This is a genomic window from Actinomadura spongiicola, from assembly GCF_003432485.1.
Lineage (GTDB): Bacteria > Actinomycetota > Actinomycetes > Streptosporangiales > Streptosporangiaceae > Spirillospora > Spirillospora spongiicola.
This window is the reverse complement of sequence record NZ_QVNQ01000003.1, coordinates 652,621-671,140: the sequence shown is the minus strand read 5'-3', so window position 1 is coordinate 671,140 and position 18,520 is coordinate 652,621. Positions and strand designations below refer to the sequence as shown.

The 18,520-nt window shown below is 72.6% G+C and carries 19 protein-coding genes; 15 read left to right on the top strand and 4 right to left on the bottom strand.

Going from position 1 to position 18,520, the window contains the following annotated elements; all coding sequences use genetic code 11:
- Window positions 1-8 precede the first annotated feature (8 nt).
- The 3 genes from D0T12_RS11790 (at window position 9) to D0T12_RS11780 (ending at window position 3,449) form a co-directional block, all read left to right on the top strand.
- Window positions 9-1,292: a sugar ABC transporter permease gene (locus tag D0T12_RS11790; RefSeq protein WP_233525983.1), complete on the top strand. Its 1,284-nt coding sequence runs from the start codon at window positions 9-11 to the stop codon at window positions 1,290-1,292.
- Between the two features lie 172 nt (window positions 1,293-1,464).
- The gene (locus tag D0T12_RS11785; protein ID WP_117399774.1) at window positions 1,465-2,223 is read left to right on the top strand and encodes an ATP-binding cassette domain-containing protein; all 759 of its coding nucleotides are present in this window, start codon (window positions 1,465-1,467) and stop codon (window positions 2,221-2,223) included.
- Window positions 2,223-3,449, top strand: coding sequence for an ROK family transcriptional regulator (locus tag D0T12_RS11780; RefSeq protein ID WP_117399773.1), 1,227 nt, complete (start codon window positions 2,223-2,225; stop codon window positions 3,447-3,449). Before D0T12_RS11785 ends, D0T12_RS11780 begins: the two co-directional genes overlap by 1 nt.
- A 25-nt stretch (window positions 3,450-3,474) precedes the next feature.
- On the opposite strand, the gene D0T12_RS11775 is transcribed toward D0T12_RS11780, so the two are convergent.
- Entirely contained in the window at window positions 3,475-3,747 is a 273-nt protein-coding gene (locus tag D0T12_RS11775; protein ID WP_117399533.1) for a hypothetical protein, read from the bottom strand.
- 105 nt (window positions 3,748-3,852) lie between these two features.
- On the opposite strand from D0T12_RS11775, the gene D0T12_RS11770 reads away from it, so the two are divergent.
- Window positions 3,853-4,554 carry an HAD family hydrolase gene (locus D0T12_RS11770; RefSeq protein WP_117399532.1) on the top strand — a complete coding sequence of 234 codons (702 nt, stop codon included), beginning with the start codon at window positions 3,853-3,855 and terminating at the stop codon, window positions 4,552-4,554.
- An 11-nt stretch (window positions 4,555-4,565) separates the two neighbouring features.
- Here D0T12_RS11770 and D0T12_RS11765 read toward each other — a convergent pair whose 3' ends face one another.
- From D0T12_RS11765 to D0T12_RS36475, 3 genes are all read right to left on the bottom strand, one after another.
- Window positions 4,566-5,639, bottom strand: coding sequence for a TRM11 family SAM-dependent methyltransferase (locus D0T12_RS11765; RefSeq protein ID WP_117399531.1), 1,074 nt, complete (start codon window positions 5,637-5,639; stop codon window positions 4,566-4,568).
- 92 nt (window positions 5,640-5,731) lie between these two features.
- Window positions 5,732-6,034, bottom strand: coding sequence for a hypothetical protein (locus D0T12_RS11760; RefSeq protein ID WP_117399530.1), 303 nt, complete (start codon window positions 6,032-6,034; stop codon window positions 5,732-5,734).
- Window positions 6,035-6,131: 97 nt separating this feature from the next.
- On the bottom strand, window positions 6,132-7,130 hold the full coding sequence (locus tag D0T12_RS36475) for a ferritin-like domain-containing protein (RefSeq protein WP_233525982.1): 999 nt from the start codon (window positions 7,128-7,130) through the stop codon (window positions 6,132-6,134).
- A 227-nt stretch (window positions 7,131-7,357) separates the two neighbouring features.
- Between D0T12_RS36475 and rimP the strand changes: the two genes are divergently transcribed.
- The 11 genes from rimP to rpsO all read left to right on the top strand — a co-directional run bounded on the left by rimP (window position 7,358) and on the right by rpsO (window position 18,318).
- Entirely contained in the window at window positions 7,358-8,074 is a 717-nt protein-coding gene (rimP, locus tag D0T12_RS11750) for a ribosome maturation factor RimP (protein WP_117399529.1), read from the top strand.
- Between the two features lie 25 nt (window positions 8,075-8,099).
- Window positions 8,100-9,224, top strand: a complete 1,125-nt coding sequence (nusA, locus tag D0T12_RS11745; protein ID WP_233526012.1) for a transcription termination factor NusA — start codon at window positions 8,100-8,102, stop codon at window positions 9,222-9,224.
- The gene (locus D0T12_RS11740; RefSeq protein ID WP_325050762.1) at window positions 9,190-9,531 is read left to right on the top strand and encodes a YlxR family protein; all 342 of its coding nucleotides are present in this window, start codon (window positions 9,190-9,192) and stop codon (window positions 9,529-9,531) included. The genes nusA and D0T12_RS11740 overlap by 35 nt, the downstream gene beginning before the upstream one ends.
- A gap of 109 nt (window positions 9,532-9,640) precedes the next feature.
- The gene (gene infB, locus D0T12_RS11735) at window positions 9,641-12,673 is read left to right on the top strand and encodes a translation initiation factor IF-2 (RefSeq protein WP_117399526.1); all 3,033 of its coding nucleotides are present in this window, start codon (window positions 9,641-9,643) and stop codon (window positions 12,671-12,673) included.
- A 317-nt stretch (window positions 12,674-12,990) separates the two neighbouring features.
- Window positions 12,991-13,299, top strand: a complete 309-nt coding sequence (locus D0T12_RS11730; RefSeq protein WP_233525981.1) for a DUF503 domain-containing protein — start codon at window positions 12,991-12,993, stop codon at window positions 13,297-13,299.
- Window positions 13,300-13,380: 81 nt separating this feature from the next.
- Window positions 13,381-13,929 carry a 30S ribosome-binding factor RbfA gene (gene rbfA, locus D0T12_RS11725; protein ID WP_117399525.1) on the top strand — a complete coding sequence of 183 codons (549 nt, stop codon included), beginning with the start codon at window positions 13,381-13,383 and terminating at the stop codon, window positions 13,927-13,929.
- Window positions 13,926-15,131, top strand: a complete 1,206-nt coding sequence (locus D0T12_RS11720; protein ID WP_233525980.1) for a DHH family phosphoesterase — start codon at window positions 13,926-13,928, stop codon at window positions 15,129-15,131. Before rbfA ends, D0T12_RS11720 begins: the two co-directional genes overlap by 4 nt.
- Window positions 15,132-15,147: 16 nt before the next feature.
- A complete protein-coding gene (gene truB, locus D0T12_RS11715) occupies window positions 15,148-16,020 on the top strand; it encodes a tRNA pseudouridine(55) synthase TruB (RefSeq protein ID WP_117399523.1) in 873 nt (290 codons plus the stop codon).
- A gap of 118 nt (window positions 16,021-16,138) precedes the next feature.
- Window positions 16,139-16,807 (top strand): PAQR family membrane homeostasis protein TrhA, encoded by a 669-nt coding sequence (gene trhA / locus D0T12_RS11710; protein ID WP_233525979.1) that lies wholly within the window; start codon window positions 16,139-16,141, stop codon window positions 16,805-16,807.
- A gap of 87 nt (window positions 16,808-16,894) precedes the next feature.
- A complete protein-coding gene (locus tag D0T12_RS11705; protein WP_117399769.1) occupies window positions 16,895-17,839 on the top strand; it encodes a bifunctional riboflavin kinase/FAD synthetase in 945 nt (314 codons plus the stop codon).
- A 209-nt stretch (window positions 17,840-18,048) separates the two neighbouring features.
- Window positions 18,049-18,318: a 30S ribosomal protein S15 gene (gene rpsO / locus D0T12_RS11700; protein ID WP_117399522.1), complete on the top strand. Its 270-nt coding sequence runs from the start codon at window positions 18,049-18,051 to the stop codon at window positions 18,316-18,318.
- The last annotated feature ends 202 nt before the right edge of the window (window positions 18,319-18,520 follow it).

Sequence of the window (18,520 nt, the reverse complement as noted above, 5' to 3'; positions counted from 1 at the left end):
GGGACCAGGTGTCCACCGACATCCCGGGCGGTGAGAAGACCGCCATGACCTTGGCGGAGTCGGACTTCGCGGCCGACCGGCGCGTCCACGACATGGGCTCCGCGCTGCGGGACTACCGGGACAGGATCAGGGCGGGCGAACTCGGCGCGCTGCCCGCCGTCCTCGGCCTGATCGCCCTGGTCGCGCTGTTCACCGCGCTGAAGCCCGACACGTTCCTCAGCAAGGGGAACATGGCGAACCTGTCCGTGCAGGCCCTGCCCATCACGATCCTCGCGATGGGGCTGGTGTTCGTCCTGCTGCTCGGAGAGATCGACCTGTCGGCGGGCGTGGCGAGCGGGCTGTGCGCGGCCGTCCTCGCCAAGCTCATCACCGACGCCGGGCAGCCCTGGTACGTCGCGGTCCTCAGCGCCGTCGCGATCGGCATCGTCATCGGGACCACCATCGGCTGGCTCGTGTCCGTGCTGCGCATCCCGTCGTTCGTCGTCACGCTGGCGTTCTTCCTCGGGTTGCAGGGGGTGACGCTCCGGCTGATCGGCGAGGGCGGCACCGTGGCCGTCCGCGACGAGTTGATCGTCGCGCTGTCCAACAGGAACATGCCGATCTGGCTCGGCTGGACGCTCGCCACCGCGTGCGTCGCCGGATACACCGCGACGCAGCTGCTGCGGTGGCGGCGCCGGCACGTCCGCGACCTGCACTCGAAGCCGATCGGGTTCGTGCTCGCGCAGTGCGCCGTCGTCGCGGCGGCCCTGCTAATCGGCACCTATGTGCTCAGCCTGGACCGGGCGCCGAGCCCGCTGATCACGCTGGGCGGCATCCCGTGGGGCGTGCCGCTGGTCGGCGCCCTGCTGATCGTCTGCACGTTCGTGCTCGGCCGCACCGCCTACGGACGGCACATCTACGCGGTCGGCGGCAACGCCGAGGCCGCCCGCCGCGCCGGGATCAACGTCACCCGCGTCCGCGTCTCCGTCTTCATGATCGGTTCCGGGTTGGCCGCGGTCAGCGGGATCGTCGCCGCGTCCCGGCTGAACTCCGTCGCCACCGACGCGGGCGGCGGGAACACCCTCCTGTACGCGGTCGGCGCCGCCGTCATCGGCGGGACGAGCCTGTTCGGCGGGCGCGGCAAGGCCCGCGACGCCGTCCTCGGCGGGCTCGTCATCGCGCTCATCGACAACGGGCTCGGGCTGCTCGGCACCAGCGCCTACCTCAGCTACCTGATCACCGGGCTGGTGCTGCTCTTCGCCGCCGCCATCGACGCCCTGGCCAGGCGTCGCCGGTCGAACGTGGGGAGATGAGCCCGTGAACGCGACCGGGGGCGCGGGGGAACCGATGGCCCGGACCATCGGTTCCCCCGCACTGCCCCCCGGCCCGACCGGCGGTTCCGGGCCGCCGAACGCTGCTGGTACGCTCGCGGATCACGGCCGCCTGGCGCGCGGCGGCGGTGTGGCACGGTGGGAGCCCCTCGGCATGTCAGTGACGCCAGCACTGGATCTGCGCGGCATCGACAAGAGCTTCGGTTCCGTGAAGGTCCTGCACGACGTCGCGTTCCGCGCCTACCCGGGCGAGGTCACCGCGCTCGTCGGCGACAACGGCGCCGGCAAGACCACCCTGGTGAAATGCATCGGCGGGATCCACCCGTTCGACGCGGGCGAGTACCGCTTCGAGGGCAGGCCGGTCCGGGTCGGCGACCCGCGGGACGCCAGCCGGCTCGGCATCGAGATCGTCCACCAGGACCTCGCGCTCTGCGAGAACCTCGACATCGTCCAGAACCTCTTCCTTGGACGGGAGCAACGCCGCGGCCTCGCGCTCGACGAGGACACGATGGAGGAGATGGCGCGCACCACCCTGTCGGGGCTCTCCGTGCGCGCGATCGGCTCGGTACGGCACCGGGTCTCGACGCTGTCCGGCGGGCAGCGGCAGACCGTCGCGATCGCCCGCGCCGTCCTGTGGGACAGCAAGGTCGTGATCCTGGACGAGCCCGCCGCCGCGCTCGGCGTCGCCCAGACCCAGCAGGTACTGGAGATCGTCCGGCGGCTCGCCGACCGGGGCCTGGCCGTCGTGCTGATCTCCCACAACATGAACGACGTGTTCGCGGTCTCCGACCGGATCGCCGCGCTGTACCTCGGCCGGATGGTCGCCCAGGTCAAGACCGCCGACGTCACGCACCGGGAGGTCGTGGAACTGATCACGTCGGGGGCGGGCGGAGCGCCGGGGCCGCGCCGATGATGAAGGCCGGCCCGTCACAGGAGGACATCCGGCGGCACAACCTCGGGACGCTGCTGCGCTTCGTGCACCTGCGCGGGCCCGCGTCCCGGGCGACGCTCGCCGAGTCCCTCGGCCTCAACCGCAGCACGATCATGGCGTTGACGGCCGACCTCACCGCCGCCGGGCTCGTCCGCGAGGAACTGCCCCGCGGCCCGGGGCGCCGCGCCGGACGGCCGTCCCTCGTCGTCCGGCCCGAGTCCACCCGCGTGTACGTGCTGGCGTTCGAGGTCGGCGTCGACCGGGTCGTCGTGGCCCGCGTCGGGCTCGGCGGCGTCGTCCTGGACCGCCGCGAGGGCGTCAGGGCCCGCGACGCCGACCCCGGCGACCTGCTCGGCGTCCTCGCCGCGGGCGCCCGCTCCCTCGTCCGCAAGGCCGGAAGCGACGCCGTGTGCGTGGGCGCCGCCGTCGGGTTCCCCGGCGTCGTCCGCCGCTCCGACGGCGCCATCATGTTCGGCCCCAACCTCGACGTCGGCGACCCGCGGCTCGGCGACGCGCTGTCCCGGCGGCTCGGCCTCGGCATCCCCGTCTCCGTCTGCAACGACGCGAACCTGGGCGCGCTCGCCGAACACGCGCGTGGCGCGGGCGTCGGCTACGACAACCTCATCTACCTCCACGGCGACGTCGGCGTCGGCGGCGGCATCATCGCGCACGGGCGGCTGCTCGGCGGCGAGGAGGGCTACGGCGGCGAAGTCGGCCACATGATCGTCAACCCGGGCGGGCGGACCTGCGCCTGCGGCTCGCGGGGCTGCCTGGAGGCGGAGGTGGGGGAGCGGACGCTGCTCGCCCACGCCGGCCGCGAGGAGATCGCCGGGCGGCCGGGCCGTGACGCCGTCCGCGACGTCGTCGTGTCCGCCGACGCCGGTGACATCGACGCCCGCGAGGCACTCCACCGCGTCGGCACCTGGCTCGGCCTCGGCGTCGCCAACCTCGTCAACGTCTTCAACCCCGGCCTCGTCGTCTTCGGCGGAACGCTCCGCGACATCTACCTCGGGGCCGCCGCGCAGGTCCGCAGCGTCCTCGCGACCGGCGCGCTCGCCGCGCCCCGCGAGAAGGTCAAGCTCCGCACCGCCGCGCTCGGCGACGACACCACCCTCGTCGGCGCCGCCGAGTTCGCGTTCGCCGACGTCCTCGCCGACCCGGTCCAGGTCCTCGCCCGGTTGAAGGCGCCCGAGGACACTCCCGTCTAGGCCGATCCGTCTAGGCCGATCCTGGTCAGGGCCTTCGGGTCGGGTTCACCGCGTCGGACTCCGCGGGTGTGTCCGGGCGCGGCCGCTCCTCCTCGTCCTCCCGGGCCGTCTGCCGTTCGTAGTCGGTGATGCCGAGCCCGTCCCGGCTCTGGTCGGGCTCCTCCCGGACGAGTTCCTCCGCCGGCGGATCCGTCACGTACTCCTCCGTCAGCCGGATCTGCTCGTCCTGCGTGTTGTCGCCCATGTCGTCGATGTCGTCGCGGAAGTCCCTGTCCTCACCGGGCTTACGCGCCCTCATGGCTCCTCCCGGTTCGTTGTGGTTTGCGCTGATCGGTCCGGTATCCCCGTTGACCGGCCGCCTACTCCCGGTGGCGCCTTCCAGATCAGGAATTACGATCCGGTCATGGGCGTACAAGCTGTGATCTTCGACTGGGGCGGCACGCTGACCCCCTGGCACGACATCGAACTGGCCGACATGTGGCGCACGATCTGCACCGCCCACCTCCCCCCGGACGACGTCGAGCGGGCCGCCACCGCCCTCGCCGCCGCCGAACTCGACCTGTGGCGACGCGGCGACGAGGAGCACCGCAGCGCCACCCTCGCCGAACTCTTCGAGATCGCCGGGATCGAGCCCACCGAGGCGCTTCTCGCCACCCACTTCGAGACATGGACACCGCACACCCACACCGACCCGGCCGTTCCCGACCTGTTCCGCGCCCTTCGCGACCGCGACATCAGGATCGGGGTCCTGTCCAACACCATCTGGTCACGTGACCTGCACGAACGCATCTTCGCCCGCGACGACGTCCTGCATCTGCTCGACGGCGCCGTCTACTCCAGCGAGATCCCCTGGACCAAACCGCACGCCGAGGCGTTCCGCGCCGCCATGGACGCCGTCGGCGCCACCGACCCCGCGTCCTGCGTCTTCGTCGGCGACCGCCCCTACGACGACATCCACGGCGCCAAGTCCGCCGGGCTGCGCGCCGTCCAGATCCGGCACCAGACCACCCACGCCTTCGAACGTCCCGGCCTCACGCCGCCCGACGCCCTCATCCACGACCTGACCGAACTGCTCCCGCACGTCGAACGCTGGCACGCTCCATGACGGGGTGACGGTCAGGGCTTGCGGGCGGTGACGAGGTCGCGGGTGATGGCCTGGTCCACGCGGTGGCGGAAGCCCCGGTGGGCCTCGGAGTCCTGGACGTCCAGTCCGTTGGACGCCAGGATCCCCGCGATCTCGTCACGACCGCCCACGAACGTGTTCCAGGAGATGCCGACGGCACCGCCGGGACGCAGGAGGCGAACCCACTCGGGGACGGCCGCCGTCAGCAGTTCGACCGGGCTGCGCGACAGTTGCGGTCTGCCTTTGCGTCCCTTGTCGCCCTGGGGGCCGGGTCGCCCGCCCCTGGGGCGGCTGCCGTGCTGGACGCCGTACGGCGCGTCGGTCACGATCATGTCGAACGAGGCGGGCCTGAAGAACTTGCCGGCGTCGAGGGAGTCGGCGTTCACCACGGTGATCTCCCTCGTCTCACCGCTCTTGTACTGCTCCTTGGACGCCCCGTACGTCACGTGCAGGCGGCGCCCCAGCACGGACCTCTCCCGGCGGATGTTGGTGATCTCGGCCTGGTGCTTGACCCGGTTGTTGCGCAGCCAGGTCTTGATGAAGGCCGCGTAGGCGTCGAAGTCCTTGCCGTCGATGTCGATCCCGGCGGCGTCGAACCCGTACATCATGGCCTGGTTCAGGGTCGTCCCGCGCCCGCACATCGGATCGAGGACGCGCGGACGGCCGGTGACCAGGTCCATGGGAGCGTCCATCGCCATCGCGGTGACGTTCAACAGAAGCTTGGTGAAGTACTCGTTCGTCTTGCCGGCGTACTTCTGGATGGTGAGCAGGTCACTGCCGAACAGGTCGAGGGGCCGGAGCGTCACCGGCCGGAGAAGGTCGCCCTCGATGCGGAACAGCGCGTACAGCGACGACAGGTTCGACAGGAGCCTGACGTCCTGCTCCGTCAGGTCGCCGGAGAACGTGACGTACGGGACGCCACCGAGCTCCGTCTCCCTGATGTCGCGGACCCGTCCGTCGAGGGCCCGCTCGCTGAACACACCCAGCTCCGCCTTCACCAGGCCGGCCGCCGCCTGCGCGTACACCCGGTTGTGGGAGGGGGAGACGAGGAGCCCGTACGCGGTCATCCGCTTGACCCTACAGCCCTCGACACGACCTCAACACACGTCGGTAACACCACCGTCGGCGCCCGGCCCGAACGGCCCGAGCGGCCCGCCGGTCAGGCCGCTCGGGCCGGGCGCTCCTCGGCGGGGGCGGGCAGGGCCCGCCGCGGGGCCGGACGCTCCGGAGCGTCCGGAGCCTCCACGGCCGGAAGGTCGGGAAGGTGCCGCGCGGCGGCGTTCAGCAACTCGGCGACCCGGCTCTTCAGGCTGGCGAGGTCGGCCCGCGCCACATCGGCCTGCGCCTGGGCCCTGCGCGCCTGCCGACGCGCGGCGTCGCGCTCGGCGGCGAGACGCGTCAGCTGCTCGTGGTAGGCGGCCCGCAGTTCGTCGAGCGCGCTGCCGTGCGGTGTGGTGGTCATGCTGTCCGTACTCCTCCCCCGAGTCGTCCCCTGCCGTCGTCTCTGACAAAAGGATCAACGCGACATGACGGGCGCTTCGTTCCCCGCGTGCGGAAGATCACTCACCCGGTTCGGAACGCGGGGACAGCGCCGTGGCGGGCAGCCCGGGGAACGCGGCCCGCGGCGCGGGCTCGTTCGCCCGCACGCGCCAGGCCGCCGACCGCGCCATCGCCCGGCGCGCGCCGTCGGCGGCGAAGGCCCGCAGCTCGGGGGTCGAGGCGCCGGCGAGACCGACGTAGGCGGGGACGAGGTCCTCTTCCAGTACCGCGGCGAGCCGGGCGGCGGCGCGGGGCGAGGTGACCGTGAACGGCAGCCGGTAGGCGGGCGCGGCCGCGACCGGCGCGGCGGGCAGGGCCGACATCAGCTCGTCCCGCCGGGTCCGATGCGCGTTCCAGACGGCCTTCGCGGTCTCGCGCGCCGCGCCGCCCAACCGGGCGCCGAGCACCCCGTACCCGTACACGGCCGCGTGCTCGGCGGCCAGGACCCGCTGGACCGCCTCCGTGTCGGCTTTCGACCGGACGGGCGGGGCCTGGTCCCGCACCGCCCGCCGCACCACCATCGCGTGGCCCGCCTCGCAGGCGCCGATGCTCGCCAGCAGTTGCGCCAGGCCGGGCGCCGCCTTCGCGGCGGCGGCCGCGCGTTCCCGCGCCGCGCGGTCCTCCGCGTCGCGCAACGCCGCGAGGGCCGCGCCGCCACCGGGGACCGGGAGGGCGCTCGGGGACGGGATCGCCCCGCCCTCGTCGGCGCGGTCGCCCGACCCGGGCACGTAGTGCCGCCGCAGAACGGCCAGATGCTCCCGGTGCCGCGCGAGGACGGGGTCCAGCCGTCCGGCCAGTGAAGGGTTCGCCGCCCGCGCCGCCGCATAGGTGGCGACCAGGTTCTGCTCGGACGCGATCGCCGCGACCAGAGTCGGCACGTCCTCGCGCGGAGCCTCCGCCCGCGCCGCGCAACCCGCCAGCCACGGCGGGACGAGCGCGCCCCCGCCGAGCACCGCGCCCCGGCCGAGCAGCGCGCGGCGCGACACGGTCTCCGGCGGGCTCGGCATGGCCTCTGGCAAGGGAGTTCTCCTCACCGGACGATGGGGTGGGACGAGGGGGGGCGGCGGCCCGCTCGCGGTCCGCGTCCCCGGACGCGATCGTCGGGCGCGCCCAAGCATTCCACACTCGCCGCGCCGGTGAGCCGTCCGAAAATCCGCCGCGGTCTCCGGCTGTCGATAGTCTTGAGGTGAGTCAACGGACGAGCGGCGACACCGCGACCGCAGGCGACACAACACGAGGAGGGCCCATGAGCGTCGAGTCCCGCGGCGGCCGCGCTCAAGGGGGGCGCGGCCAGGGCGGGCACGGTGACGTGCCCTCACGTCCGGCGCGCCAGGCGCGTTCCGCCACCGTCGCCGAGCTGACCCGGCTGCTCGCGCCCGCGGTGGACGAGGCCGGCTTCGACCTCGAGGAGGTCGACGTGAAGCCCGCCGGCAGGCGCCGCCTCGTCCGGGTGGTCGTGGACGGCGACGACGGCGTCAACCTCGACGACATCGCCACGATCAGCGAGACGGCCTCCGAACTCCTCGACACGACCGATGTCATGGGGACCTCCCCGTACGTGCTGGAGGTGACCTCCCCGGGCGTCGACCGCCCCCTCACCGAGCCGCGGCACTGGCGCCGTGCGGTCGGCCGGCTGGTCGTCGTCCCGCTGACCGAGGGAGGCCAGGTCGAGGGCCGGGTGGTCGCGGCCGACGACGAGTCCGTCGAGATCGACGTCGTCCAGAAGCGCCGAGGCAGGGGAGCCGGTGGTGGGGGCGGCGGGTCCGCGGGGTCGAAGGCCGCCGGGTCGCGACCCGCCTCGAAGGGCGCCTCGAAGGGCGGCTCGAAGGGTGCGGCGACCGAGACGGTGCGGCGCCGGTTCGGCCTCGGCGAGCTGGGGCGCGGCCGTGTGCAGGTGGAGTTCAAGCCCGCTCCGTCCGAACGCGGGGCCGAGGATACGCGTTCTCCGGCTGAGCCGGACTAGAGGGGGGAACCTCGTGGACATCGACATGACCGCCCTGCGGGGCCTGGAGAGCGAGAAGGACATCTCGCTCGACGTGGCCGTCAAGGCCATCGAAGACGCACTTCTGATCGCCTACCACCGGACGGAGGGCGCGGCGCCCAAGGCGCGCGTCGAACTGGACCGCCAGAGCGGCCACGTCACCGTGTGGGCCACCGAGACCGACGACGAGGGCGACCCCGTCGGCGAGTACGACGACACCCCGACCGGGTTCGGCCGCATCGCGGCGACCACCGCGAAGCAGGTCATCCTGCAACGCCTCAGGGACGCCGAGGACGAGCTGACCTTCGGCGAGTACGCCGGGCGCGAGGGCGACATCGTCTCCGGCATCATCCAGCAGGGCAAGGACCCGCGGAACGTGCTGGTCGACCTCGGCAAGATCGAGGCCGTGCTGCCGCCGCAGGAGCAGGTGCCCGGCGAGAGTTACGACCACGGCGAACGGCTGCGCGCCTACGTGGTGCAGGTCCGCAAGGGCCACCGCGGGCCGTCGATCCAGCTGTCGCGCACGCACCCGAACCTCGTGCGGAAGCTGTTCGCGCTGGAGGTCCCTGAGATCGCGGACGGCACGGTGGAGATCGCGGCGATCGCCCGCGAGGCCGGCCACCGCACCAAGATCGCGGTGCGTTCCCGCAAGTCGGGGGTGAACGCCAAGGGGGCCTGCATCGGTCCGCTCGGCAGCCGGGTCCGCAACGTGATGGCCGAACTGCACGGCGAGAAGATCGACATCGTGGACTGGTCCGAGGAGCCCGCGGACTTCGTCAAGAACGCGCTGTCGCCCGCGAAGGCCTCCCATGTGGAGGTGGTCGACGCCGACGCCCGGGTCGCCCGGGTCGTGGTGCCCGACTACCAGCTGTCGCTCGCGATCGGCAAGGAAGGGCAGAACGCGCGCCTGGCGGCCCGGCTCACCGGCTGGCGGATCGACATCCGGTCCGACACCGAGACCGGCACCGTCGCCGACACCGAAACCGACACCAAGCCCGAGACCGGGACCACCGGCGCCGAGTCCGAGCGGGCGGCGCCGAAGACGGCCGAGTCGGGTGAATCCGGATCTTCTTCGCGATCTTCTACGCCGGGGGCGCATGCGACAGGTCCCGCCGACGCGTCGGCACGGTAGACTCATGACACGTGGCCGAGAGGTCCCTGTCCGCACGTGTGTCGGATGTCGGGTTCGCTCGGTCAAGTCCGACTTGCTGCGCCTGGTGGTGGTCGAGGGCGTTCTCGTTCCCGACCCGCGTGGGCGACTGCCGGGACGGGGTGCGTATCTGCACCCCGATCCGGCGTGTCTCGAGCTCGCAGAGCGGCGTCGGGCGTTCCCGAGGGCGCTGCGCGTTCCGGGGCCGCTCGACGGTAGCGCCCTGCGGGAGCGGCTTGCGGCACACGCCGCGCGGCAGCAGGATGGCCGAATGGTAAGCGACGTCTAGTCGGAAGCAGGTCGAGATTGCTATGAGCGCTCGATGAGCACGCCGCGATGAGTACGGCAAGTTAGCGACGGTCCGGAGGCCGCACCCCCGGACCGAGTTAGGGAGTGCAGTGGCGAAGGTCCGGGTGTACGAACTCGCCAAGGAGTTCGGTGTCGAGAGCAAGGTCGTCATGGCCAAGCTCCAGGAAATGGGCGAGTTCGTAAGGTCGGCGTCCTCCACGATCGAGGCGCCGGTCGTACGTAGGCTGACAGAAGCCTTCTCAAATTCGTCTTCCTCCTCCAAGCAGGGGGAGAAGCGGGTCGCGCCGAAGCGTTCTTCGGCTCCGCGGCCCGCCGCGCCGCGTCCGGGACCCCCCGGCGGCGCCCCAGATTCTCAGGGCGGACGCAGGCAGGGGCAGGGGCCGCGTCCCGGTCCCGCCGCGCCGCGTCCCGCCGCGCCCAAGCCGGGCCCCGGCGGTGCCGGTGGTCCGGGTGGTCCGGGTGTTCCGAGCGGGCCGGGTGGCGCGGGCGGCCCCGGCGGCGGCCCGAAGCCGGGCCCGCCCCGGCCGGTCCCGCCGGCGCCGAGCCAGCCGGTCAGCGCGCCCGCGGCGCAGGGCCCGAGCGCCCCGCCCGCGGCCGGTCCCGGCGGCGCCGGCCCCGGAGGCCGCGCGCCCGGGGGCCCGAAGCCGGGTCCCCGCACGCCGAAGCCGGGCCCGCGTCCCGGCCCGCGCCAGGGCGGCGGAGGCGGCCGTGGAGCGGGCGCTCCGCGTCCCGGTAACAACCCGTTCAGCTCGAACGCCAGCGGCATGGGCCAGGCGCCCAAGCCCGGCCCGCGTCCCGGGCCCCGCCAGGGCGGCGACCGTCCCGGCGGCGGCGCCGGTGGAGCGGGTCCGCGTCCCGGGCCGAGGCCCGGCGGTCCCGCCGGTGCCGGCGGCCCGCGGCCGAGTCCCGGAAGCATGCCGCCCCGTCCGGGCGGCCCGCGTCCCAGCCCGATGAACATGCCGTCCTCGCGGCCGTCCGGCGCCCCCGGGCGCGGCGGTCCCGGCGGAGGCGGCGGTGGTCGTGGCCCCGGTGGCGGAGGCCGTGGCCCCGGTGGTGGCGGTCGCGGTCCCGGCGGTGGCGGCGGCGGTCGTCCCGGCGGCTTCGGCGGCCCGCGCACGGCCGGCGGTGGCGGCGGTGGCCGTCCCGGCGGCTTCGGCGGTCCCCGTCCCGGTGGTGGCGGTCGCGGTCGCGGCGGCACCCAGGGCGCCTTCGGCCGGCCCGGCGGACGTCCCCAGCGCGGACGCAAGTCCAAGCGGGCGCGCCGTCAGGAGTTCGAGAGCATGCAGGCGCCCGCCGCCGGCGGCGTCTCCGCTCCGCGCGGCAACGGCAAGACCATCCGGTTGCCGCAGGGCGCGACCCTGACCGACTTCGCCGAGAAGATCGGCGCCAACCCGGCGTCGCTCGTCGCGATCATGATGCATCTCGGCAAGATGGTCACCGCGACCCAGTCCGTCGACCCCGACGACCTGATGGCGCTCGGGCTCGAACTGGACTTCGACGTCCAGGTCGTCAGCCCCGAGGACGAGGACCGCGCGCTTCTCGAGTCGTTCGACATCGAGTACGGCGAGGACGAGGGCGGCGAGGAACTCCTCCAGTCGCGCCCGCCGGTGGTCACCGTCATGGGTCATGTCGACCACGGCAAGACCAAGCTGCTGGACGCCGTCCGGCAGGCCAACGTGCAGGCGGGCGAGGCCGGCGGCATCACCCAGCACATCGGCGCCTACCAGGTCGAGACCGAGGTCGACGGCGAGGAGCGCCGGATCACCTTCATCGACACCCCGGGTCACGAGGCGTTCACCGCCATGCGTGCCCGCGGTGCCGACACCACCGACCTGGTGGTGCTGGTGGTCGCCGCGGACGACGGCGTCAAGCCGCAGACCACCGAGGCGATCGACCACGCCACCGCGGCCGGGGTCCCGATCGTCGTCGCCGTCAACAAGATCGACGTCGAGGGCGCCGACCCGAACAAGGTGCGCGCGCAGCTCACCGAGTACGGGCTGGTCGCCGAGGAGTTCGGTGGCCAGACCCAGTTCGTCGACGTGTCGGCCAAGCAGGGCCTCAACATCGACGGGCTGCTGGAGGCGATCATCCTGACCGCCGACGCCGAGCTCGACCTGAAGGCCAACCCCGACATGCCCGCCCAGGGCTCGGCCATCGAGGCCCACCTGGACAAGGGCCGGGGCGCCGTGGCGACCGTGCTGGTGCAGCGCGGCACGCTGCGGGTCGGCGACTCGATCGTCTGCGGCGTGGCCAACGGTCGCGTCCGGGCGATGCTCGACGAGAACTTCGAGCCGGTCGAGGAGGCGGGCCCGTCCCGTCCGGTGCAGGTGCTCGGCCTCGCCGCCGTGCCCGGCGCGGGCGACAACTTCCTGGTCGTCGACGACGACCGGGTCGCCCGGCAGATCGCCGACAAGCGGGTCGCGCGCAAGCGCAACGCCGAACTGCTCAAGAGCCGCAAGAGCAGCTCCCTCGAAGAGCTGTTCAAGGACCTGGAGCGGGGCGACCGGCAGGAGCTGCTGCTCATCCTCAAGGGCGACGTGTCCGGTTCCGTCGAGGCGTTGGAGGACTCCCTCCTCAAGATCGACGTGGGCGAGGAGGTCAACCTGCGGATCATCCGCCGCGGCGTCGGCGCGATCACGCAGGACGACGTCAACCTCTCGCTGGCGTCCGAGGGCGCGGTCATCATCGGCTTCAACGTGCGGCCGGAGCGCAACGCGCAGGAGCTCGCCGACCGCGAGGGCGTCGACATCCGGTACTACTCGATCATCTACCAGGCGATCGAGGAGATCGAGGCGGCCCTCAAGGGCATGCTCAAGCCGGAGTTCGAGGAGGTCCAGCTCGGCACCGCCGAGATCCGGGAGATCTTCCGGGTGCCGCGGATCGGCAATGTCGCGGGCTCGATGGTCACCTCGGGCGTCATCCAGCGCAACGCCAAGGCCCGTCTCGTCCGCGACGGCGTCGTGGTCGCCGACAACCTGACGGTGACGTCGCTGCGGCGCTTCAAGGACGACGCGACCGAGGTCCGCGAGGGCTTCGAATGCGGTATCGGCGTGGGCTACAACGACGTCAAGCTCGGCGACGTCATCGAGTGTTTCGAGATGCGGGAGAAGCCCCGCGACTGACGGGACGTCGCCGTATCGCTTCGATCCGGCCGGGAAGGTCCGCCCTCGGCGGCGCCTTCCCGGCCGGAGGACGCGGTCCCGGTAGAGTCGCGGCCCGCGACTCGGGGCACCTGAGCCCTGGGCGATCGGGACGCGGAACGCCGCCGCGCCCCGCTCTCCGCGGTCTCCGGCGGTGTGATCGTTTAAACGGGTGACACGGCGCCAGGTGGATCTTCTAGCCTGGCGTCTGTCATGTCCGGTCCGTCCCTGATTCGGGGGATGGGTGGCCGGGAACACGGCGGGTGACCACCGCCGTTCCATCTTCTGAGGATCCCGAGGTGATCGACCAGGTGTACGTGGGTGCGCTGACGCTCGACCTGCTGCTGGGGGACGTCCGCTCGCTGAAACAGAAGCGGTCCGTCCTGCGGCCCGTCATCGCCGAGGTGCGCAAGCACTTCCCGGCCGTGGCGGTCGCCGAGACCGGCGACAACGACCTGCACCGCAGGGCGGAGATCGGGGTGGCGGTGGTCTCGGGCACCGCCGCGAACTGCACCCAGGTGCTCGACCGGTGCGAACGGCTCGTGGCCGGTCGACCGGAGATCGAGCTGCTGTCCGCGCGGCGGCGGCTCTTCAACGACGACGACTGAGCGGCCCCGGACGGGAGCGCCGGGCGGGAGGCGTCGACAGACCACGGACGGGTCGTGAGACCACAGAAAGGGAGTGCGATCATGGTGGACGCAGCTCGGGCGCGTAAGCTCGCCGACCGCATCCAGCAGATCGTGGCCGAGATGCTGGAGAGGCGGATCAAGGATCCGCGGCTCGGCTTCGTGACCGTGACGGACACCCGCATCACCAACGACCTGCGTGACGCGACCGTGTACTACACGGTGTACGGGTCCGACGGCGAACGCGCCGAGACGGCCGCCGCGCTGGAGAGCGCCAAGGGCGTCATCCGGTCGGAGGTGGGCAGGAAGACGGGAGTCCGCCACACGCCCAGCATCACCTTCGTCATGGACTCCCTGATGGAGAACGCGGCGCACATCGACGACCTGCTGGCCCAGGCCCGCGCGAAGGACGCGGAGGTGGCCAGGAACGCGCAGAACGCGTCCCCGGCCGGTGACGCCAACCCGTACCGCGTGGTCGACGAGGACGAAGACCAGGACGAAGACGCGGACGAAGACCAGGACGAGGCCGGCGAGGACGAGGTCGACGACGAGGACGACCGGGACACCGCGGGGGACGGTGAGGACGGCCGATCGGGACGCCCGTCGCCGTGAGCGCTCCCGAGAGGCGTGCGGAGGCGCCGCGCGCCGGCTGGAACGGGAATTGCCTCCCCCGCGACGCGGGCGGGCATTCCGCGAACGGCCATGACGCCGGGCCCCGCGCCGGGGGTCCGCCCCCGACCGTCGAGCCGCCCGCGCCGGTGGAGCAGCCCACGTCGGTGGAGCAGCCGGCGCCGGGCGTGCCCGAGGCGGCCACCAGGGCGTTCAAGGAACTGGAGTGGGACCGGGCCGTCCAGCTGATCGACGCCGCGGGGGAGGTGTGGCTCGCCTGCCACGTGGCCCCGGACGGCGACGCGCTCGGCTCGATGCTGGCGCTGGCGCGGGCCCTGCGCGCGCTGGGCAAGCACTGCCTCGCGTCCTTCGGGGAGCCGTTCACCGTGCCCGCGATCCTCCGGTTCCTGCCCGGCCAGGAGATGCTGGTCGAGCCCGCCCGGGTGCCCGAGGCCCCGCAGCTCATGATCTCGCTGGACGCGGCCGGACGGTCGCGGCTCGGCGCGCTCGCCGGGCCCGCGGGCCGGGCCGGGGCCCTGATCGTGATCGACCATCACGCGTCCAACATCGGGTTCGGCGGCGTGCGGATCGTCGACCCGGACGCCGCCGCCACGGCGGTGCTGGTCGAAGAGCTGATCCGCAGGCTCGGCGTCCCCTTGGACCGGGACATGGCGCAGGGCCTGTACGCGGGGCTCGCGAGCGACACCGGCTCGTTCAAATACCCGTGCACGACACCCGAGGTGCACGACCTCGCGGGACGGCTGCTGACGGCGGGCGTCCGGCCCGAGGCGGTCAGCCGGGAACTGTGGGACCGCGCCCCGTTCGGCTACCTTCAGGTCCTCGCGGGCGCGCTGGCGCGGGCCAGGCTGGAACGCGACGCCGCCGGTGGGCGCGGGCTGGTGTGGACGACCGTCGCGCGGTCCGACCGGGTCGCCCGCGACGTCGAGTACGACCAGCTCGAAGGAGTCATCGACCAGCTCAGACGCACCGACGAGGCGGAGGTCGCGGTCGTCTGCAAGGAGAACGACCGGGGCGAGTGGTACGTGTCGACCCGGTCGAAGGGCTCGGTCGACGTCGGCCGCGCCTGTGTCGAGCTCGGCGGCGGCGGGCACCGCACCGCCGCGGCGTTCACCATGGGCGGCGAGCCCGCCTCGATCATCGACCGGTTGCGCGCCGCGCTGCGCGTGCCCGGCGACCGGGACTGAAGACTTCGGAGCGGGTGTGGAGAACTCGGGACTCGTCATCGTGGACAAGCCGTCCGGCTGGACGTCCCACGACGTGGTCGGCAGGATGCGGCGGCTGGCGAAGACCCGCCGCGTCGGGCACGCGGGCACGCTGGACCCGATGGCGACGGGGGTCCTCGTCCTCGGGGTCGGCAAGGCCACGCGCCTTCTCGGGCATCTCGCGCTGACGGACAAGGTCTACGAGGCCACGATCCGGCTCGGCGTGTCGACCAACACCGACGACGCCGAGGGCGAGGTCACCGCGACGGCGTCCGCCGCGTCCGTCACCGGCCCGGCGCTCGACGCGGGCGTCGCGGCGCTGACCGGGCCGATCCGGCAGGTCCCGCCCCAGGTCAGCGCGATCAAGGTGAACGGTGAGCGGGCCTACCGGATGGCCCGCAGGGGCGAGGAGGTCGAACTCGCCGCCCGGTCGGTGACCGTGCACGACTTCGCCGTCCTGGACGTCCGGCGCGACGGCGACGTGATCGACGTGGACGCCTCCGTCACCTGCTCGTCCGGCACCTACATCCGGGCCCTGGCCCGCGATCTCGGCGCGTCCCTCGGCTGCGGCGGCCATCTCACGGCGCTGCGCCGCACCCGGGTCGGCCCCTACGACCTGGGCATGGCCCGGACGCTCGACCGGCTCGCCGAGAAGATGGAGATCCTTCCGATGGGCGAGGCGGTCGCCGCGGCGTTCCCGCGCCGGGACGTGTCGGACGACGACGCCCGCAAGGTCGCCCACGGCGGGCGCCTTCCCGCCGCGGGACTGGGCCCGGGGCCCATCGGGGTCTTCGCGCCCGACGGCGCCCTGCTGGCGCTCGTCGAGGAGCGCGGCGCCGTCGCCCGGCCTCTCGCGGTGTTCATCTCCTGATCGCTCACGGGACCTGGACGAACCTGTCCACCGGTGGCCATCATCACCGGAGAAAACGGTGCGTACCAACCTACGCTCGCGTAACCTACTAGTGCGTAGGCTTTGTGAGGAGGTGCCCGTGACCACCGTGAAGCACGACGCCCAGGTAGCGTCCCCGACCCGTCCCCGGCTGCGCGGCTGGCTGCACATCGGCGCGTTCCCCGCCGTTCTGGTCGCCGGACTCGTCCTGGTCGCGCTCGGCCCGAGCGTGCAGGCGCGGCTGGCGTCGGCGGTGTACGTGGCGACGTCGGCGATGCTGTTCGGGATCTCGGGAACGTACCACCGCCAGACCTCGCACCGGCTGCTGGAGGTCCTGCGCCGCTTCGACCACGCCAACATCTACCTGATCATCGCGGGGACCTACACGCCGTTCGCCGTCCTCGCGCTCGACGGCGGCGTCCGCCTCACCGTCCTGATCATCGTGTGGACGGGCGCCGTCCTCGGCGTCGTGTTCCGGACGGTCTGGATCGGCGCGCCGCGGGCCCTCTACGTCACGCTCTACATCGTGCTCGGCTGGGTCGCGGTGTTCTTCATGCCGCAGCTCCTGTCCGGCGCGGGCGTCGCGGCCTGCGTCATGGTCGCGGCGGGCGGCATCTGCTACAGCGTCGGCGGAGTCGTGTACGGGCTGCGCCGCCCGGACCCGTCGCCGCGCTGGTTCGGGTACCACGAGGTCTTCCACGCCTGCACGCTCGCCGCCTACATCCTGCAGTACATCGCCGTATCGTTCGTGGTGTACCAGTCGGGGTGAACCCGGGTTCCGACTAGCCCGCCCGCGCATGGCACTCTTAGGACGGCAGCAAGAACGGGCAGGCACGTCCTACACAGGGAGTGAATGGTGCGGCGCTGGAATGGCCTCGACGAGGTTCCCGCAGACTGGGGCCGTTCTGTCATCACGATCGGGGTGTTCGACGGTGTGCACCGCGGCCACCAGCGGATCGTCGGATCCGCCGCCGAGGAGGCGCGTCGCCGTGGCCTGCGATCCGTGGTGATCACGTTCGACCCGCATCCGGACGAGGTCGTCCGGCCCGGCACGCACCCGCCGGTGCTCGCCACCACCCGGCGCCGCATCGAGCTGCTGGAGGGGCTCGGCACCGACGCCGTCGTCGTCGTGCCGTTCACGCTGGAGCTGTCGAAGATGGCGCCGGACGAGTTCGTCCAGTCGGTCCTGGTCGACCGGCTGCACGCGTCGCACGTCGTCGTCGGCGAGGACTTCCGGTTCGGGCACAGAGCCAAGGGCGACGTGGCGCTGCTGCGGGAGCTCGGCGAGAAGTACGACTTCACCGCCGAGGGCGTGCCGCTGGTCGCCAACGGCGACACGATCTCGTCCAGCTACATCCGCGGGCGGCTCGACGCGGGCGACGTCGAGACGGCGGCGCGGGCGCTCGGCCGTCCGCACCGCGTCGAGGGCGTCGTCGTGCGGGGCCACATGCGCGGACGCGCGCTCGGCTTCCCCACCGCGAACCTGGAGACGCCGCCGCACACGGCGATCCCCGCGGACGGGGTGTACGCGGGCCGGCTGGTCTGCGACTCGGGCCGCTATCCCGACTTCAGCTGGCCCGCCGCGATCTCCATCGGAACGAACCCGACGTTCGAGGGCACGGGCGAGCGGACCGTCGAGGCGTACGCGCTGGACCGTGACGACCTCGACCTCTACGGCGAGCACATGGCCGTCGACTTCGTCGCGCGGATCCGGGACACGCTCAAGTTCGAGTCCGTCGAGGCGCTGATCGAGGAGATGCACCGGGACGTGGCCCGCGCCCGGGAGATCACCTCCGTTTAGGTTCCGGCGGAATGCGTACCCTGCGACAACGGGGCTTTCCTCTTCGTGACCGAGGGCCTTTCCGACATGGTACGGTGAATAGTCGCCGGGAAGAGTTCCGGCGCGGCTGGCTGCACCCTCATGCGGCCCGCCAATCTCTTCACGCACCATGCGGACCCCGCCCGACGGGCTTTCGGATCTGCGGGTGACGATCGCATCGAAGGAGCCACGTGTCGCTCGACACCGCCACCAAGAACAAGATCATCTCGGAGTACGCGACCACTGAGGGTGACACCGGATCCCCGGAGGTCCAGGTCGCGCTGCTCACGCGTCGGATCAACGATCTGACCGAGCACCTCAAGGAGCACAAGCACGACCACCACAGCCGCCGCGGTCTGCTGCTGCTGGTCGGCCGTCGTCGCCGGCTCCTGAAGTACCTCGCCAACAAGGACATCAACCGTTACCGGCAGCTGATCGAGCGACTCGGTCTGCGCCGCTAGGACGGTGAGGGAGTGGCCCGCCGGGCCACTCCCTTCCTTTATGGCCCGCCGTGGGCCGAGCGTCCATGGCCGGACGGGGTGAGCGACGCGCCGTCCGAACGCGCCGGGTCCCGCTGGACGGGCCGCCACCGGCGCACCGGCCGCCCGACCGCCCCGGCAGGCGCGGGCGGGCCGGACAACTGTAGACAAGCCTCGCGGACAC